This window comes from Streptomyces sp. NPDC001530, from assembly GCF_042894545.1.
In the GTDB taxonomy this organism is placed as follows: Bacteria; Actinomycetota; Actinomycetes; order Streptomycetales; family Streptomycetaceae; genus Streptomyces.
Genome location: NZ_JBIAVS010000012.1, coordinates 69,480 through 86,505, shown reverse-complemented (window position 1 = coordinate 86,505; position 17,026 = coordinate 69,480). Strand labels below are relative to the sequence as shown.

Here is a 17,026-nt window from a genome sequence, read left to right as displayed (position 1 = left end):
CATGAACGCGCCGTACGACGGTGACCGCGGCCAGGGCGCGGGCAGCTCGGGCTACCCCGAGGACTACCCGGACCAGGGCGCGGGTCACTCCGGGTACCCCGCGGGCCCGCCGCCGGAGCACGGCCAGATGGCGCCGGAGCACGGCCAGGTGCCGCCTGGGTCGTCCACCGACATGTACTTCCAGGACGCCTACGACCAGGATCCCTACCGCGCGCAGGATCTTTCCGCCCAGGACCCGGTGACCGAGGCGCTCTACGACCGTGCCGCGCACCCCCCGCCTCCCCCCGGCACGTACTACCCGCAGCAGCCGCTCTACGCCCAGCCGCCCACGCCCCAGTACGCCCCCGACCCGCGTGTCTGGGCCCAGACGCCGCCTCCGGAACCGGCCGGCCCGACACGGCACCTGCCGTACGGCGAGGACGCGCGCACGACCCAGTTCGTGGGCGTCGACGACCTGGTCACCCAGGCCGGCGAGGAGCGCCACGAGCCCGACGCCTTCGCCCACCTCTTCCGCGACCAGGGACAGACCGACGGCCGTCCCCCCATGGCCCCGCCCGGCGTACCGTCGCCGGCCCCTGAACGGGCTCCGGCTGCCCCGCAGCCCCCCGTGGCGGCACCGGCACCCGCCACGAAGCAGTCCGGGGGACGTGCATCGGGTCTGCTGAAGTCGAGCGCGGTGATGGCGGCGGGCACGCTGGTGTCCCGGCTCACCGGCTTCGTCCGTACCATGGTCATCACGGCCGCTCTCGGCGCCGCAACACTGGGTGACGCCTGGACCGTGGCGTACACGCTGCCGACGATGATCTACATCCTCACCGTCGGCGGAGGACTCAATTCGGTCTTCGTGCCCCAGCTGGTGCGATCCATGAAGGACGACGAGGACGGCGGCGAGGCCTACGCCAACCGGCTGCTGACGCTCGTCATGGTCGCCCTAGGCGTGATCGTCGCCGTCGCCGTCTTCGCCGCGCCGCTGCTGATCCAACTGATGTCGGACGCCATCGCGAGCGACCCGGCATCGAACAACGTCGCCGTCTCCTTCGCCCGCTACTGTCTGCCCACGATCTTCTTCATGGGCGTCCACGTGGTCATGGGCCAGATCCTCAACGCCCGCGGGAAGTTCGGCGCGATGATGTGGACTCCGGTCCTGAACAACATCGTCATGATCTTCACGTTTGGGATGTTCCTCTGGGTGTACGGGACCGCCGGGGACTCCGGCATGACAGTGAACAACATCCCGTCGGACGGCATCCGCCTGCTGGGCATCGGTACCCTGCTCGGCTTGGTCGTGCAGGCGCTGGCCATGATCCCGTATCTGCGCGAGACCGGGTTCCGGTTCCGCCCACGCTTCGACTGGAAGGGCCACGGCCTCGGCAAGGCCGTCAAGCTCGCCAAGTGGACTGTGCTCTTCGTCCTCGCCAACCAGGCGGGCGTCCTCGTCGTCACGCAATTGGCCACAGCGGCGGGCAAGGCATCGGGCAAGAGCGGCGCGGGCATCCTGGCCTACTCCAATGCCCAGTTGATCTGGAGCATGCCGCAGGCGATCATCACGGTCTCCGTCATGGCGGCGATGCTCCCGCGGATCTCCCGGGCAGCCCACGACGGCGACCCGGGCGCAGTCCGCGACGACATCTCCCAGGGGCTGCGCACTTCGGCAGTGGCGATCGTCCCGGTCACCTTCATGTTCGTCGCCCTGGGCGTCCCCATGTGCACCCTGCTCTTCGGCTCCAGCAGCATCGCGGCCGCCCAGTCCATGGGCTACGTCCTGATGGCCTTCGGCCTCGGCCTGATCCCGTTCTCGGTGCAGTACGTGGTCCTGCGTGGCTTCTACGCCTACGAGGACACCCGCACCCCCTTCTACAACACGGTCATCGTGGCCGCCGTCAACGCAGCTGCCTCGGCCGTCTGCTACTGGGTGCTGCCCTCCCAGTGGGCGGTCGTCGGCATGGCGGGCGCGTACGGTCTGGCATACGCCGTGGGCGTCGGAGTTGCCTGGCAGCGACTGCGCAGGCGGCTGGGCGGCGACCTCGACGGCGCCCGCGTGCTGCGCACCTATGCCCGCCTCTGCCTGGCGTCCATCCCGGGCGCCCTGGCGGGCGGTGCGGTCGGCTTCGCTATCACCCGGGCCCTCGGGCACGGGGCCCTCGGATCGACCGCGGCGCTACTCGCCGGATCGGTCGCCCTACTTGGCGTCTTCTACATCGCAGCACGGAAGATGCGCATCGAAGAACTCAACTCAATGGTCGGAATGGTCCGCGGGCGCCTGGGGCGCTGAGGCGGGGGTACGCGCACAACCATCGTCCGTCGCCGTGTGTCGTGCATAGCGCCGGACTGTGGGCACAATTGGTTTCTGCGGCGGACAGCGCGCAACGGATGGGGAGGCAGGAACGACGGTGGCGGAACGGAGCACGGCTGCCGTCGACGTGGCAGACAACAGCGGTGACGAGCCGCTGACCGCCAAGGCGGACCAGTCCACGGCCGACGGGGTGGCCCAGAACCGGGAGCGGGACACGGAAAGCGAAGAGGCACAGGGGAGCGGCGGGACCGAGCGTCCCGGAAAGGCCTCACCGCCCGAGTTGCACAGTGGTCACAAGCTCGCCAGACGCTACCGCCTTGAGGAGTGCGTCACCCGTCTGGACGGTTTCAGCAGTTGGCGTGCGGTGGACGAGAAACTCCGCCGCGCCGTCGGTGTGCACCTGCTGCCCGCCGATCATCCGCGGGCCCGCTCCGTACTGGCGGCGGCCCGCTCCTCCGCCCTGCTCGGCGATCCCCGCTTCGTCCAGGTCCTGGACGCGGTCGAGGAGAACGACCTCGTCTATGTGGTGCACGAGTGGCTGCCGGATGCCACGGAACTGACGACGCTCCTGGCCTCGGGCCCGCTGGAGGTGCACGAGGCCTACCAGATGGTCAGCCAGGTCTCCCAGGCCATGGCCGCAGCGCACCGCGAGGGCCTCGCGCATCTGCGGCTGACCCCCGGTGCCGTGCTGCGCACCTCGTCCGGCCAGTGGCGCATCCGCGGGCTCGCCGTGAACGCCGCGCTGCGCGGTATCAGTTCCGACACCCCGCAGCGCACCGACACCGAGGCGATCGGTGCGCTCCTGTACGCCGCGCTCACCCAGCGCTGGCCGTACGAGAGCGACGCGTACGGCCTGTCCGGGCTGCCCAAGGGCGTCGGTCTCATCGCCCCCGACCAGGTACGGGCCGGTGTCCACCGGGGCCTGTCGGAGCTCGCCATGCGTGCCCTCGCCAACGACGGCGCGACCGCCTCCCGCCATGAATCCCCGTGCACCACGCCGGAGGAGCTGGTGAAGGCGATCAGCGAGATGCCCCGCATCCGCCCGCCGGAGCCGACGTTCACCGCCCCGCCCGAGTACCAGCGCACGACGTACCAGCAGGGCACGTACGGCCGTCAGGCGCCGCGCCCGGGTGTCACCCAGCCCCTGCCCACTCCGCCGCCCCCGCTGCAGAGCCGTACCGGCAAGGCCCTCAAGTGGGCCGTGTCGGCTCTCCTCATCGCCGCGCTGGGCCTCGGCAGTTGGCAGCTCGCGGACGCGCTCATGGACCGCGGCAAGTCCGACGACACCAAGCAGACCCAGACGACGGACGGCAACGACAAGAGCAACGACAAGGCCAAGCCGGTCAAGCCGATCAAAATTCAGAACGCGCAGGAGTACGTCGCGAGCGGCGAGGCCCAGGCGCCCGGGGACGTCGACAAGACGTACGACGGCGACAGCGGCACCTACTGGCGCACCAAGAAGTACAACGCCGGCCCGAAGCTCGCGCCGTACAAGCCCGGCGTGGGGATCGTCTACGACCTCGGCTCGGCCCAGGAGATCTCGGCCGCGTCGATAGGGCTCCGGTATGTCGGGGACCACACGACGATCCACCTGTACGCGACGGACTCGTTGTCGCCTTCGACGTCGGTCGACGGGATGAAGGAAATCGGTTCGGTCACCACGAGCGGCACCACCGCGAAGGTGAAGGCCTCGAAGTCCGTGAAGACGCAGTACGTGCTGCTCTGGATCACCGATGTCCCGAGCGCGCCCGCCGACGGCTACAGCAGTGCGGGCTACAAGCAGGCCATCACAGACGTGAAGTTCACTGGCTGACGGCTCGTCGACGAAGGGGAGGGGGGTCCGATGGCCGATGAAGCCGCATACGGCGAAGCAAGCGATCAGGATCTCCTCGCCCGCCACGTGGAGGGCGATCCCGACGCCTTCGGTGAGCTTGTGCGGCGTCACCGCGACCGGCTGTGGGCGGTGGCGCTGCGCACGCTGGGAGACCGCGAGGAGGCCGCTGACGCCGTCCAGGACGCGCTCGTCTCGGCCTACCGGGCCGCCCACACCTTCCGCGGTCAGTCGGCCGTCACGACCTGGCTGCACCGCATCACGGTGAACGCCTGCCTGGACCGCGCCCGCAAGGCCGCGTCCAGGAAGACCTCTCCCGTCGATGACACCGAACGCCTGGAACAGCTCCTCGAACCGCACGAGTCCGCCTCCGCTCCGGCCGAGCGCAATGATCTGCACCGCGAACTACTGGCAGCGCTGGGCACGCTCCCGGCCGACCAGCGCGCCGCCCTCGTCCTGGTGGACATGCAGGGCTACCCCGTGGCGGAAGCGGCCCGCATCCTCGATGTGCCGACCGGCACGGTGAAGAGCCGCTGCGCACGCGGCAGAGCCAGACTGCTCCCGCTGCTCACTCATCTCCGCACGGAGAACGGGAGCGGCGAGGCCGACAAGAAGTCGGGCGGCGGAAGGAACCGGACGCAGGGGACATCCGTCCCACCGGCAGCGGGACCACACGATGCAGGGCCAAGCGATTCAGCTGCTGTGAAGGGCGGAGGTGGGCGAGCGTGACATCCACGACGGATACGGCCGGGCACCCGGACGTCGCGGAGCTCTCCGACCTCACCGAAGGTCTGCTCCCTCCTTCCCGTACCGCGGACGTGCGACAGCACCTCGACGGCTGTGTGCTCTGTGCCGACGTGTACGACTCACTGGAGGAGATCCGGGGTCTGCTGGGCACGTTGCCGGGGCCGACACGCATGCCCGACGACGTGGCCGGACGCATCGATGCCGCGCTGGCCGCGGAAGCCCTGTTGAGTGCCATGTCGCCCGATCACGCCTCCGGTGCGGAGGACGAGGGCGCGAGTGTTTCACGTGAAACATCCGCCGTCGACGTCTCCGTCGCAGCGGCCGACTCGGGCTCCGCTTCGTCCGCGGACCGCCCCTCGGGACATCCTCGTGCGTCCACCGGACCGGGGCGTGCGCACCGAGGACGCCGTGGGCGCCGCAGGGCGGCTGTTCTCGGCACGGTCTTCACGGCTGCCGCTCTGGGACTGGGCGCGATCCTCGTACAGTCGATGGGCGGCGACAGCAAAGGCCCTGAGACAACGACGCAGCAAGAGTCCGGCTCGCAGGTCACCTTCTCCGAGGGGCAGCTGAAGAACCAGGTCGCGGACCTCCTTGCGAAGAACAAGAACAAGGACAGCCGCTCCGGCAGCGCGAAGCCCTGGGGCATCGAATCCAATGGCACGGAAACCGAGTCCGGCGGGGGCGGGGTCGACACCTTGATCACACCCACCGTGCACGTGCCTGACTGCGTCCAGCAGGGGACCGGCAACAGCGGAGTGGTCCTCGCCGCCGAGAAGGGCACCTACAAGGGGACCAGCGTCTATCTCGTCGTGCAGCCCGACGCCTCCGACGGCACGAAGGTCACGGCGTCCATCGTCGACGCCGCCTGCGTGAAGCAGGACTCGCCATCCCCCGGCAAACGGCTGCTGACGCAGTCGTACGCCCGGTCCTGAGCACGTCAGCACCCAGCAGTCTGTTCCCCAGGTACCGCATGGGATCTCTGTGCGGTACCGCGTCTCCGTGTGCCCGGACACACCGGGAATTGAAGCCCCTTAGGATCCGTTGGGTGGGGTGAGAGTACTGAGAGAGGCTCCCACCGGTACGCAGCATTCTCCAGAGACGAGGAATCAAGCCGTGAGCGACGTCCGTAACGTGATCATCATCGGCTCCGGGCCCGCCGGCTACACGGCGGCGCTCTACACCGCGCGCGCGTCGCTGAAGCCGCTGGTGTTCGAGGGCGCCGTCACCGCAGGCGGTGCGCTGATGAACACCACCGAGGTGGAGAACTTCCCCGGCTTCCAGGACGGCATCATGGGCCCCGAGCTCATGGACAACATGCGCGCCCAGGCCGAGCGCTTCGGTGCCGAGCTGGTTCCGGACGACGTCGTCGCCGTCGACCTGTCGGGCGAGATCAAGACCGTCACGGACACCGCGGGCACCGTGCACCGCGCCAAGGCCGTCATCGTCACGACGGGCTCGCAGCACCGCAAGCTCGGCCTGCCCAACGAGGACGCCCTCTCCGGGCGCGGCGTCTCCTGGTGCGCGACCTGTGACGGCTTCTTCTTCAAGGACCACGACATCGCCGTGATCGGCGGCGGCGACACCGCGATGGAGGAGGCTACCTTCCTCTCCCGCTTCGCCAAGTCCGTGACGATCGTCCACCGCCGGGACACCCTGCGCGCCTCGAAGGCGATGCAGGAGCGCGCGTTCGCCGACCCGAAGATCAAGTTCGTCTGGGACAGCGAGGTCGCCGAGATCAAGGGCAATCCCAAGCTCGAGGGCCTGACGCTGCGCAACCTGAAGACCGGCGAGACCTCCGAGCTGCCGGTGACCGGTCTGTTCATTGCGATCGGCCACGACCCGCGCACCGAGCTCTTCAAGGGCCAGCTCGACCTGGACGACGAGGGCTACCTGAAGGTCGAGGCGCCTTCGACCCGGACGAACCTCACCGGTGTCTTCGGCGCCGGTGACGTGGTCGACCACACGTACCGCCAGGCGATCACCGCCGCCGGCACCGGCTGCTCCGCCGCTCTCGACGCCGAGCGCTACCTCGCCGCCCTCGCGGACAGCGAGGCCGCTGCCGCTACTGCCACCGTCTGATCCCCCATCCGCCCCACCGCACCAACGAGTTAAGGAGCCCGCCGTGGCCGGCACCCTGAAGAATGTGACCGACGACTCCTTCGAGCAGGACGTCCTCAAGAGCGACAAGCCCGTCCTGGTGGACTTCTGGGCTGCCTGGTGCGGTCCGTGCCGCCAGATCGCGCCGTCCCTTGAGGCGATCGCCGCCGAGTACGGCGACAAGATCGAGATCGTCAAGCTCAACATCGACGAGAACCCGGGCACGGCCGCCAAGTACGGCGTCATGTCGATCCCGACCCTGAACGTCTACCAGGGTGGCGAGGTCGCCAAGACCATCGTGGGTGCGAAGCCGAAGGCCGCGATCGTGCGCGACCTTGAGGACTTCATCGCCGAGTAGTCGGTGACGGCCGCATGCGCGGCGTGTGTTTCACGTGAAACACGAATGGGCCAGCCCTTCCGGGTTGGCCCATTCGCTTTACGGGAGCAGCGGCGGCTACAGAGGACGGAGCGCCGGTTCCTTCTGCACCGCTCCCAGGAGCCGGTCCAGCGCCAGCTCGACGTCTTCCTTCCAGGAGAGCGTCGTGCGCAGCTCCAGCCTCAGCCGCGGATAGGTGGGGTGCGGCCGGACCGTCTTGAAGCCGACGGCCAGCAGATGGTCGGCGGGCAGCACACAGGCCGGTTCCTTCCACCGCGCGTCCCCGAAGGCCTCGATCGCTTTGAAGCCACGACGCAGCAGATCCTTGGCGACCGTCTGGACCATCACACGGCCGAGTCCCTGTCCCTGATAGCCCGGCATGATGAAGGCGGTCATCAGCTGAACCGCGTCCGGAGACACCGGGCTCGTGGGAAATGCCGTGGAGCGGGGGACATAGGCGGGAGGCGCGTAGAGCACGAAGCCCACCGGCACGTCGTCCACATAGACGACACGGCCACAGGACCCCCAGTCCAGCAGGACCGCGGAGATCCAGGCTTCCTTCTCCAGTGCGGGCGTGCCCGCCTTTACCGCGGCCTCACCACTGACTGGGTCCAGTTCCCAGAAGACGCACGCGCGACAGCGCTGGGGAAGGTCTTGAAGGTTGTCCAGCGTGAGCGGTACGAGCCGGCGCCCCATGAAGGATGTTCCTCGCTTCCTTCGCCCGCAGCGTCACGGGCGGCTGTCAGAGCGCTCCTCTCCCTGAGCAGGCTGCCGACGAATCCGCCGACCGCTCCGAGGCCCAGGCCCGCGGTCACCAATCCGGTGCGGCTCACGGTTTGCATGGCCCCCGCCTCCCCAATGAAGGTGCCGCCAGGTGGATGCGCCATACCCGATGGCATCGTATCCACGATGCGATTCCATCGATACCGCCAGAAAGCAAAGAGCGGGCCGTGTTCCGGTACACATCGGACACGGCCCGCTCTGATGGTCGGACGATGGGAGATCGTCCGACCATGGGAGGACTCAGGCCTCCGTGTCCTCGGAGTCGTCGTCCAGGAGGCTCCTCTGAAGGACCGGACCCTCGCCCGGAGCGAGGGCGCCGAGGATGCGCTCAAGGTCATCCATCGAGGCGAACTCGACGGTGATCTTGCCCTTCTTCTGCCCGAGGTCGACCTTCACCCGCGTTTCGAAGCGGTCCGAGAGACGCGTCGCCAGATCGCTCAGCGCCGGGGAGAGCCGAGCGCCGGCCCGCGGCCCCCTGGAACGGGGAGCGGTCTGAGGCCGCGATCCCATGAGGGTGACGATCTCCTCAACGGCCCGCACCGAAAGCCCCTCGGCCACGATGCGGTGAGCGAGCCGGTCCTGCTCCTCCGAGTCATCGACGGAGAGCAGAGCTCGCGCATGCCCTGCGGAAAGGACTCCAGCGGCAACACGGCGCTGGACCGCCGGCGAGAGCTTCAGCAGACGCAGGGTGTTGGAGACCTGCGGGCGCGAGCGGCCGATACGGTCCGCCAGCTGGTCGTGCGTGCAGTTGAAGTCCTTGAGCAGCTGGTCGTAGGCGGCCGCCTCTTCCAGCGGGTTCAGCTGGGCGCGGTGCAGGTTCTCCAGCAGCGCGTCCAGGAGGAGCTTCTCGTCCTCCGTGGCCCGCACGATCGCCGGAATGGCCTCCAGCCCCGCCTCACGGCACGCCCGGAAGCGCCGCTCGCCCATGATGAGCTCGTAGCGCGCCGGGCCCACCTGCCGGACGACGACCGGCTGGAGCAGCCCGACCTCCTTGATGGAGGTGACGAGCTCAGCAAGAGCGTCCTCGTCGAACACCTCACGGGGCTGGCGCGGGTTGGGGGTGATGAAGTCGAGGGGCAGCTCGGCGAAGTGAGCGCCGACAGGCGCAGAGGGAGCCTCCAGGGCTCCGTTCGCCGAAGGCTCCTCTGTTTCATGTGAAACAGGCGGCAGGGTGGCCACCTTCGCCGCCGCCACCCCGCGCTCCGCGGTGAGCACGGGTACGGCCGTCGGCGAGGTGGAGGCTCCACCCGCCGCCGAGGAAGCCGCCTTCTCTCCGGTCGGAGCCGCGGGGATCAGTGCGCCGAGGCCCCGCCCCAGCCCTCGTCGTCGCTCACTCACTGGATCCCCTCCACCATGCTCTGATCATTCTGTGCGCCCAGGTGGGCGTGTTGCGCGTCGTACGCCACACCGACTCCGCGGAGGGCGATTTCCCGTGCGGCCTCAAGATACGAGAGAGCACCGCTCGAACCCGGATCGTAGGTCAGCACCGTCTGCCCATAGCTCGGAGCCTCGGAGATACGGACCGAGCGCGGAATACTCGTCCGCAGCACCTCGTCGCCGAAGTGGTTGCGCACCTCGTCCGCGACCTGGGACGCAAGGCGCGTCCGGCCGTCGTACATAGTGAGCAGGATCGTCGAGACATGGAGGTTCGGGTTGAGGTGCCCTCGCACCAGGTCGACGTTACGGAGGAGCTGCCCCAGGCCTTCCAGCGCGTAGTACTCACACTGGATGGGGATGAGCACCTCCGCGCCGGCGACCAGCGCGTTGACCGTGAGGAGGCCGAGCGACGGCGGGCAGTCGATGAGGATGTAGTCCAGCGGCTGCTCGTATGCCTGGATCGCTCGCTCCAGTCGGCTCTCCCGTGCCACCAGGGACACCAGCTCGATCTCCGCACCCGCGAGATCGATCGTGGCGGGGGCGCAGAAGAGACCCTCGACATCAGGGACCGGCTGAACGACTTCGGAGAGCGGCTTACTGTCGATCAACACGTCGTAGATGGATGGGACTTCGGCGTGATGGTCGATGCCCAGCGCGGTTGAGGCGTTGCCCTGAGGGTCGAGGTCAATCACCAGGACACGGCCGCCGTGCAGGGCCAGCGAGGCAGCAAGATTGACCGTGGTCGTGGTCTTGCCCACCCCGCCCTTCTGGTTGGCGACGACGATGACGCGCGTCTGCTCGGGCCGTGGCAGGCCCTCACCGGCGCGCCCCAGCGCCTCCACCGCCAGTTGGGCAGCACGACCGATGGGAGTGTCGTCCATCGGGGGCGGTGTTTCACGTGAAACATCCTCCCCCATCGACTCGGTACGGGGACCGGGGACCGGATCGGTCATCGGTCCCGCGATGTTGGCGTCGGACCGCAAGGATTCACTCTCCTCGACTTCAGGCTCGCAATGAACAGAGCCTCCCATGTCTTCGGGGTCGTGAACCAGCGAGGCCCGTTCTTCTGTGGAGAAATCCACCTCTGTGGACAACTCCGCACCCTCTCCGAGTGAGCCGAGAGGCTTCCGGTCCCGGGGTTCGGCCGCAGCGCGACCGCGGCTGATGATGCCGTGCAACAGTGAGCGACGTTTCACGTGAAACACGATGCATAGCGGCGCAGGTCATCACGGCGCGACACTCCGAGATGCGTAGGTTTGGCAGCTTGTGTGGAGTACGACTCGCCGTCAGGACGGATCGGCGGGAGTGACGAAAAACTCCCGGCTCCACCTACAGGAGCCGGGAGTTCAAGGCCACCCGAGCCTTTCAAAGTCAGCGGCGTCGCCGTGTGCGTCCTGTCCGGGCCGCCTTGGCCCGCTTGGCCGCGAAGCGGACCCCGCCGGGGCTCTCCCCAACTTCAACCCGCACCACAGTGGACAGCGGGTCCACAACGCCCTCGCCCACGTGCAGGATGGACGTCTCCACGGCGCCGAGCTTACTCAGGGCCGTGGCAGCGGCCTTCAGCTCCTCCTCGGCGGTGTCGCCCTTGAGCGCGAGCATTTCGCCGTACGGACGCAGCAGCGGAATGCCCCACGTCGCCAGCCGGTCCAGCGGAGCGACCGCCCTGGCCGTGACCACGTGGACCGGTTGCAGCTTCCCCATGACCTCCTCGGCGCGGCCACGCACGACGGTGACATGGTCGAGGCCGAGCAACTCGACGACCTCGGTGAGGAAGTTGGTCCTCCGCAGAAGTGGTTCAAGCAGCGTGATCTTGAGATCCTCCCGGACGAGGGCCAGCGGGATGCCGGGCAGCCCGGCACCGGAGCCGACATCGCACACGGTTACGCCCTCGGGTACGACCTCGGAAAGCACGGCGCAGTTCAGCAGGTGCCGCTCCCACAGCCGGGGCACTTCGCGGGGGCCGATCAGCCCGCGCTGCACTCCCGCCTCGGCGAGCAGTTCCGCGTACCGGACCGCGTCCGCGAAGCGATCGCCGAATACCTCGCGCGCCTGCTCGGGCGCAGGGGGAAGCTCCGCTGCCTCCGTCACGGGGGACCGTCCTTCCGTACCGCATAAGCGCACTGAGCGCTGACTTCCAGGACTATCAGGGACCACAGCTGCCAGGCACCGAAGCTGTCGAGGACTGCTACAGCTGCCGAGAACCGTCAGCTGTCTGGGACTACCAGGCTGACAAAGTTCGGCCCCGTCTGCGCAACAGACGGGGCCGGAGGAACGTACGTACCGATCAGGCGGGAAGCACGACGACGAAGCGCTCCGGCTCCTCGCCCTCGGACTCGCTGCGCAGTCCCGCGGCCTTGACCGCGTCGTGCACTACCTTGCGCTCGAAGGGCGTCATCGGCTTCAGCTTCACGGGCTCACCAGAGCTCTTGACCTCGGCCGCGGCCTTGGCGCCCAGCTCGGAGAGCTCCTCGCGCTTCCTGGCGCGGTAACCCGCGATGTCCAGCATCAGGCGGCTGCGGTCGCCGGTCTCGCGGTGCACGGCCAGGCGCGTGAGCTCCTGGAGCGCCTCCAGTACCTCGCCGTCGCGTCCGACCAGCTTCTGCAGGTCGCGGCTGCCCGTGTCGCTGATGATCGAGACAGCGGCGCGGTCGGCCTCGACGTCCATGTCGATGTCACCGTCGAGATCGGCGATGTCGAGCAGACCTTCGAGGTAGTCCGCCGCGATCTCGCCTTCCTGCTCCAGGCGGGTCAGGGTGTCGCCCTCGGTGGCGGCGGAGGTGGTGCCTTCCGTCACGGGATGGACTCCTTCTTACTTCTTGGACGGGGACTTGGGCCGCTGCGGACCCTTGCGCTGTCCGGACTGGGCCTTGCTGCGGGTACCGGTGCCGGGCTTGCTTCCGCCGCCCGCCGGCTTGGGGGCGGGCTTGGCGTCCTCCGGCTCGTCGGACTTGGTCAGCGAGGTCTTCGGCTCGGACTCGCCCGCCGCCTTGGCCGCGGCCGACTGGCGCTGGGACTTGGACTGCCGCTTCGGCTGCTGGCGCTTGGGAGCGGCGCCGCCCGTGGTGGTCGGGATCCCGTCCTCGGTCTCGACGACCGTCGCGCTCTCGCTCTTCTCCACGGTGCCGTCGGACTGGGCCGCCAGGCCCGCCTTGGTCAGGCTGTTGATGAACTTGCGCTCGAACTCGTTGCGGTCGCGGCCCTTGGCGACGATCGCCTTGACGATGGCCTTCTCGCCCCGGCTGCGGGTCTTGCCGTGGTGCGTGACGTGCTTGGTCAGGCGCTCCAGGTAGGCGGCCTGGGCCTTGGAACCCGGGGTCGGGTTGTTGTGGATGACGTACATCTGCTGGCCCATGGTCCACACGTTGGTGGTCAGCCAGTAGACGAGGACACCGACCGGGAAGTTGATGCCGAAGACGGCGAACATGACCGGGAAGACGTACATCAGCATCTTCTGCTGCTGCATGAAGGGCGTCTTCACCGTGGTGTCGACGTTCTTCGTCATCAGCTGACGCTGTGTGTAGAACTGCGACGCCGACATCAGGACGATCATGATCGCGGTGACGACCCGGACGTCCGTCAGCGTGGCACCGAGCTGGGCGACCTTGTCGGCGCTGTCCGTGAACTTCGCCGCCAGCGGGGCACCGAAGATGTGTGCCTTACGTGCGCTGGCCAGCAGCTGATCGTCGATGACGCCGATCGTCTTGCCGGTCGCGATGCCGTTGAGCACGTGGTACAGGGCGAAGAAGAACGGCGACTGCGCCAGGATGGGAAGGCACGAGGAGAGCGGGTTGGTACCCGACTCCTTGTACAGCTTCATCATCTCTTCGGACTGGCGCTGCTTGTCGTTCTTGTAGCGCTCCTGGATCTTCTTCATCTCGGGCTGCAGCGTCTGCATGGCCCGAGTGGCCTTGATCTGCTTCACAAAGAGCGGGATCAGGCAGATACGGATCAGGATCACCAGGGACACGATGGACAGGCCCCAGGCCCAGCCCGTATCGGGACCGAAGATCTTCCCGTACACGGCGTGGAACTGGACGATGACCCAGGAAACGGGTGTCGTGATGAAGCTGAAAAGACTGGCAATCGTGTCCACTAATCAGGCTCCTTGAGCATGGGACGGGGTCTCGGCGGCCGGGCTCGAGGGATGGTCGGACATACCGTGCCCCTCGATGGCCGGTTCGGCGGCGGAGTTCCCGCCCTTGCGTGCACGCCAGGCGTTACGCAGCATTTCGTGCCACCGCGGACGCTTGCGCGGCGGAACATGGTCCACGCCGCCCAGCGACCACGGATTGCACCGGAGGATGCGCCAGGCGGTCAGTGCCGTTCCCTTGATCGCACCGTGCCGGTCGATGGCCGTGTAGCCATAGTGGGAGCACGACGGGTAGTACTTGCAGACCGGCCCGAGCAACGGGCTGATCGTCCACTGGTACAGCTTGATAAGAGCCAGCAGCGGGTACTTCATCGCGCGCCCCCTCCCAGCAGCCGCTGAAGGGCGGCATCCAGGTCTCGGGCCAGCTGTTCATGGTCGGCGTCGCCCGCACCGGGCAGCGCTCGTACGACTACCAGGCTACCGGGGGGCAACTGGGCCACTCGGTCACGCATCAGATGGCGAAGTCGGCGCTTCACCTTGTTGCGTACGACCGCTCCACCCACGGCTTTGCTCACGACGAAACCCGCACGCGTCGGGGGAGCGCTCTCCCCAGGCGCGTGCGGGTCCGTTGCACCGCTACGTAGATGGACGACGAGAAGCGGGCGTCCGGCCCGACGTCCTCGGCGTACCGCGGTCGCGAAGTCTTCGCGCCGCCTCAGCCGATGCTCGGTAGGCAGCACGACATCATGACCTGTGCGATCAGGCGGACAGGCGGGCGCGACCCTTGCCACGGCGGGACGCGAGAATCGCGCGGCCGGCACGGGTGCGCATGCGCAGCCGGAAGCCGTGGGTCTTGGCGCGACGACGGTTGTTCGGCTGGAAGGTGCGCTTGCTCACTCGGGGGCTCCAGAAAGAATCGGTAGTGGCGGGGTGCCGTCCTGGCTGTCACCGTGCGCCCACGAGTAGCTCGTATTAACGCCCGAGTGCACCGCTTCCCGATCACTCTTACGCGATCTGTGCCCATCGGAGGCAGGCGGCAGCAGCCATCGACAACTCGACCTGGTTACGGTACGCGCGGCTGAGCCATCCGGTCAAACCAGCTCCGGCCAAGAGACACTATCCACAGGCTGGGGACAACAACTTGAACCGCACCGGTCGCCCTGACTACCGTGGCTGGACTCCGATTCGTTCCCTTCCCACCGCCCCAGCGGTTTTGTTCCCCCCGCCCCACCCGACTGATTTACCAACCCGTTCCCAGAACCACACGTTCGTGGGACCCGTGAGAGAGCGTGCCCTGTGGCTGACGTACCTGCCGATCTTGCCGCAGTGTGGCCACGAGTACTGGAACAGCTCCTCGGTGAGGGCCGTGGACAGGGTGTCGAGGTGAAGGACGAGCACTGGATCAAGCGCTGCCAGCCGCTGGCCCTGGTCGCGGACACCGCTCTGCTCGCCGTCCCGAACGAGTTCGCGAAGGGCGTACTGGAAGGGCGCCTCGCGCCGATCGTCAGCGAAACGCTGAGCCGTGAGTGCGGCCGCCCGATCCGCATCGCGATCACCGTCGACGACTCCGCCGGCGAGCCTCCGGCCCCGCCCGCCCAGCCCCGCTACGAGGAGCCCGAGCTCCCCTCCGGATCGGGCCAGGGCCGCGACTCGTACGACAATCGAGGCGACCGTGGCGGGTACGACGGTCAGGGTCGCGACGACCGCGGCGGCTACGACGGCCAGGGTCGGGACGAGCGCGGTGGCTACGACGGTGACCGTCGCGACGGTTACGAGGGGTACGGCCGCCACCGCGCCGACGACCACAGGAACGGCCGCTCCGACCAGCTCCCCGGCGCCCCCGGCGACCAGCTGCCCTCGGGCCGTCCGGACCAGCTCCCGACCGCTCGCCCCGCGTACCCGGACTACCAGCGCCCCGAGCCGGGCGCCTGGCCGCGGCACGCTCAGGACGACTACGGCTGGCAGCAGCAGCGCCTCGGCTTCCCGGAGCGCGACCCGTACGCCTCGCCCTCGCAGGACTACCGGCCGCAGTCCATGGAGCGCCCGCCGTACGAGCAGCGGCGCCCGGACTACGACCAGCCGCGCTCCGACTACGACCAGCGACCCGACCGTCGCGATCTTCAGGAGCCGCCCTCGGGCAGCGGCCAGATGCACCGCGGGGGCCCCGCGCTGCCCTCCTCCAGCGGCTCGCCCGGCCCGCTGGCCGCGCAGCCCGCGCCGGCGAGCGGTCCCGGCGAGCCCACCGCTCGCCTCAACCCGAAGTACCTCTTCGACACCTTCGTCATCGGCGCCTCGAACCGCTTCGCGCACGCCGCCGCGGTCGCCGTCGCCGAGGCACCGGCAAAGGCGTACAACCCCCTGTTCATCTATGGGGAGTCGGGGCTCGGCAAGACGCACCTGCTGCACGCGATCGGGCACTACGCCCGCAGCCTCTACCCCGGCACGCGCGTGCGGTATGTGAGCTCCGAGGAGTTCACCAACGAGTTCATCAACTCCATCCGCGACGGCAAGGGCGACAGCTTCCGCAAGCGGTACCGCGAGATGGACATCCTGCTGGTCGACGACATCCAGTTCCTGGCGGACAAGGAGTCGACACAGGAGGAGTTCTTCCACACCTTCAATACGCTCCACAACGCGAACAAGCAGATCGTGCTGTCCTCCGACCGCCCGCCGAAGCAGCTGGTCACGCTGGAGGACCGGCTGAGGAACCGTTTCGAGTGGGGGCTGATCACCGACGTCCAGCCGCCCGAGCTGGAGACGCGTATCGCGATCCTTCGTAAGAAGGCGGTGCAGGAACAGCTCAACGCCCCGCCGGAGGTCCTGGAGTTCATCGCGTCCCGCATCTCGCGCAACATCCGCGAGCTGGAGGGCGCGCTGATCCGGGTGACGGCGTTCGCGTCGCTCAACCGGCAGCCGGTGGACCTCGGTCTGACGGAGATCGTCCTCAAGGACCTGATCCCCGGTGGCGAGGACTCGGCCCCGGAGATCACCGCGACCGCCATCATGGCCGCCACCGCCGACTACTTCGGCCTCACCGTGGACGACCTGTGCGGGTCCTCGCGCAGCCGTGTCCTGGTGACGGCGCGGCAGATCGCCATGTACCTGTGCCGCGAGCTCACGGACCTGTCGCTGCCGAAGATCGGCGCGCAGTTCGGCGGCCGCGACCACACGACCGTCATGCACGCCGACCGCAAGATCCGCGCGCTGATGGCCGAGCGCCGCTCCATCTACAACCAGGTCACCGAGCTCACAAACCGCATCAAGAACGGCTGACGAGCACGGCGGTACGCCGCTGAGGGCGCCCCGGGACACGTTCCCGAGGGCGCCTTTCGCTGTCTCGTACGCGCGCTCAGGCCGCCCTTCGCCGTTCTCTTGCGCGTGCCGAGGGCGCCCTTCGCCGTTCTCATGGGCGTGCCGAGGGCGTCCCGCCTC

Annotated in this window: 16 protein-coding genes; 7 read left to right on the top strand and 9 right to left on the bottom strand. The window is 68.3% G+C overall.

The window, feature by feature from the left end; all coding sequences use genetic code 11:
- Position 1 precedes the first annotated feature (1 nt).
- The 6 genes from murJ to trxA all read left to right on the top strand — a co-directional run bounded on the left by murJ (position 2) and on the right by trxA (position 7,326).
- Positions 2-2,272, top strand: a complete 2,271-nt coding sequence (gene murJ, locus ACFY0T_RS25065; protein ID WP_388874576.1) for a murein biosynthesis integral membrane protein MurJ — start codon at positions 2-4, stop codon at positions 2,270-2,272.
- 118 nt (positions 2,273-2,390) lie between these two features.
- Complete coding sequence (locus tag ACFY0T_RS25060) at positions 2,391-4,106, top strand: serine/threonine protein kinase (RefSeq protein ID WP_388874573.1); 1,716 nt, start codon at positions 2,391-2,393, stop codon at positions 4,104-4,106.
- A 30-nt stretch (positions 4,107-4,136) separates the two neighbouring features.
- The gene (gene sigM, locus ACFY0T_RS25055) at positions 4,137-4,853 is read left to right on the top strand and encodes an RNA polymerase sigma factor SigM (protein WP_388874570.1); all 717 of its coding nucleotides are present in this window, start codon (positions 4,137-4,139) and stop codon (positions 4,851-4,853) included.
- The gene (locus ACFY0T_RS25050; RefSeq protein ID WP_388874567.1) at positions 4,850-5,803 is read left to right on the top strand and encodes an anti-sigma factor family protein; all 954 of its coding nucleotides are present in this window, start codon (positions 4,850-4,852) and stop codon (positions 5,801-5,803) included. Before sigM ends, ACFY0T_RS25050 begins: the two co-directional genes overlap by 4 nt.
- A gap of 181 nt (positions 5,804-5,984) precedes the next feature.
- A complete protein-coding gene (gene trxB / locus ACFY0T_RS25045; protein WP_388874565.1) occupies positions 5,985-6,950 on the top strand; it encodes a thioredoxin-disulfide reductase in 966 nt (321 codons plus the stop codon).
- 43 nt (positions 6,951-6,993) lie between these two features.
- Positions 6,994-7,326 (top strand): thioredoxin, encoded by a 333-nt coding sequence (gene trxA / locus ACFY0T_RS25040; protein ID WP_007383275.1) that lies wholly within the window; start codon positions 6,994-6,996, stop codon positions 7,324-7,326.
- A 96-nt stretch (positions 7,327-7,422) separates the two neighbouring features.
- Here the strand turns inward: trxA and ACFY0T_RS25035 are convergent, their stop codons facing one another.
- The 9 genes from ACFY0T_RS25035 to rpmH all read right to left on the bottom strand — a co-directional run bounded on the left by ACFY0T_RS25035 (position 7,423) and on the right by rpmH (position 14,491).
- Positions 7,423-8,040 carry a GNAT family N-acetyltransferase gene (locus ACFY0T_RS25035; RefSeq protein WP_388874561.1) on the bottom strand — a complete coding sequence of 206 codons (618 nt, stop codon included), beginning with the start codon at positions 8,038-8,040 and terminating at the stop codon, positions 7,423-7,425.
- Positions 8,041-8,367: 327 nt separating this feature from the next.
- On the bottom strand, positions 8,368-9,465 hold the full coding sequence (locus ACFY0T_RS25030; protein WP_388874558.1) for a ParB/RepB/Spo0J family partition protein: 1,098 nt from the start codon (positions 9,463-9,465) through the stop codon (positions 8,368-8,370).
- Positions 9,462-10,535 (bottom strand): ParA family protein, encoded by a 1,074-nt coding sequence (locus ACFY0T_RS25025; RefSeq protein ID WP_385176485.1) that lies wholly within the window; start codon positions 10,533-10,535, stop codon positions 9,462-9,464. The genes ACFY0T_RS25030 and ACFY0T_RS25025 overlap by 4 nt, the downstream gene beginning before the upstream one ends.
- Before the next feature lie 340 nt (positions 10,536-10,875).
- A complete protein-coding gene (gene rsmG, locus ACFY0T_RS25020) occupies positions 10,876-11,592 on the bottom strand; it encodes a 16S rRNA (guanine(527)-N(7))-methyltransferase RsmG (protein ID WP_388874555.1) in 717 nt (238 codons plus the stop codon).
- Between the two features lie 196 nt (positions 11,593-11,788).
- Entirely contained in the window at positions 11,789-12,298 is a 510-nt protein-coding gene (locus tag ACFY0T_RS25015) for a protein jag (RefSeq protein ID WP_388874552.1), read from the bottom strand.
- A gap of 15 nt (positions 12,299-12,313) precedes the next feature.
- Positions 12,314-13,597 (bottom strand): membrane protein insertase YidC, encoded by a 1,284-nt coding sequence (yidC, locus tag ACFY0T_RS25010; protein ID WP_388874549.1) that lies wholly within the window; start codon positions 13,595-13,597, stop codon positions 12,314-12,316.
- A gap of 3 nt (positions 13,598-13,600) precedes the next feature.
- On the bottom strand, positions 13,601-13,966 hold the full coding sequence (gene yidD / locus ACFY0T_RS25005; RefSeq protein ID WP_383902963.1) for a membrane protein insertion efficiency factor YidD: 366 nt from the start codon (positions 13,964-13,966) through the stop codon (positions 13,601-13,603).
- Positions 13,963-14,334 carry a ribonuclease P protein component gene (rnpA, locus tag ACFY0T_RS25000; protein WP_075031495.1) on the bottom strand — a complete coding sequence of 124 codons (372 nt, stop codon included), beginning with the start codon at positions 14,332-14,334 and terminating at the stop codon, positions 13,963-13,965. The genes yidD and rnpA overlap by 4 nt, the downstream gene beginning before the upstream one ends.
- Before the next feature lie 19 nt (positions 14,335-14,353).
- Entirely contained in the window at positions 14,354-14,491 is a 138-nt protein-coding gene (gene rpmH, locus ACFY0T_RS24995; RefSeq protein WP_003949374.1) for a 50S ribosomal protein L34, read from the bottom strand.
- A gap of 399 nt (positions 14,492-14,890) precedes the next feature.
- Between rpmH and dnaA the strand changes: the two genes are divergently transcribed.
- Positions 14,891-16,867 (top strand): chromosomal replication initiator protein DnaA, encoded by a 1,977-nt coding sequence (dnaA, locus tag ACFY0T_RS24990; protein WP_388874545.1) that lies wholly within the window; start codon positions 14,891-14,893, stop codon positions 16,865-16,867.
- Positions 16,868-17,026 lie beyond the last annotated feature (159 nt).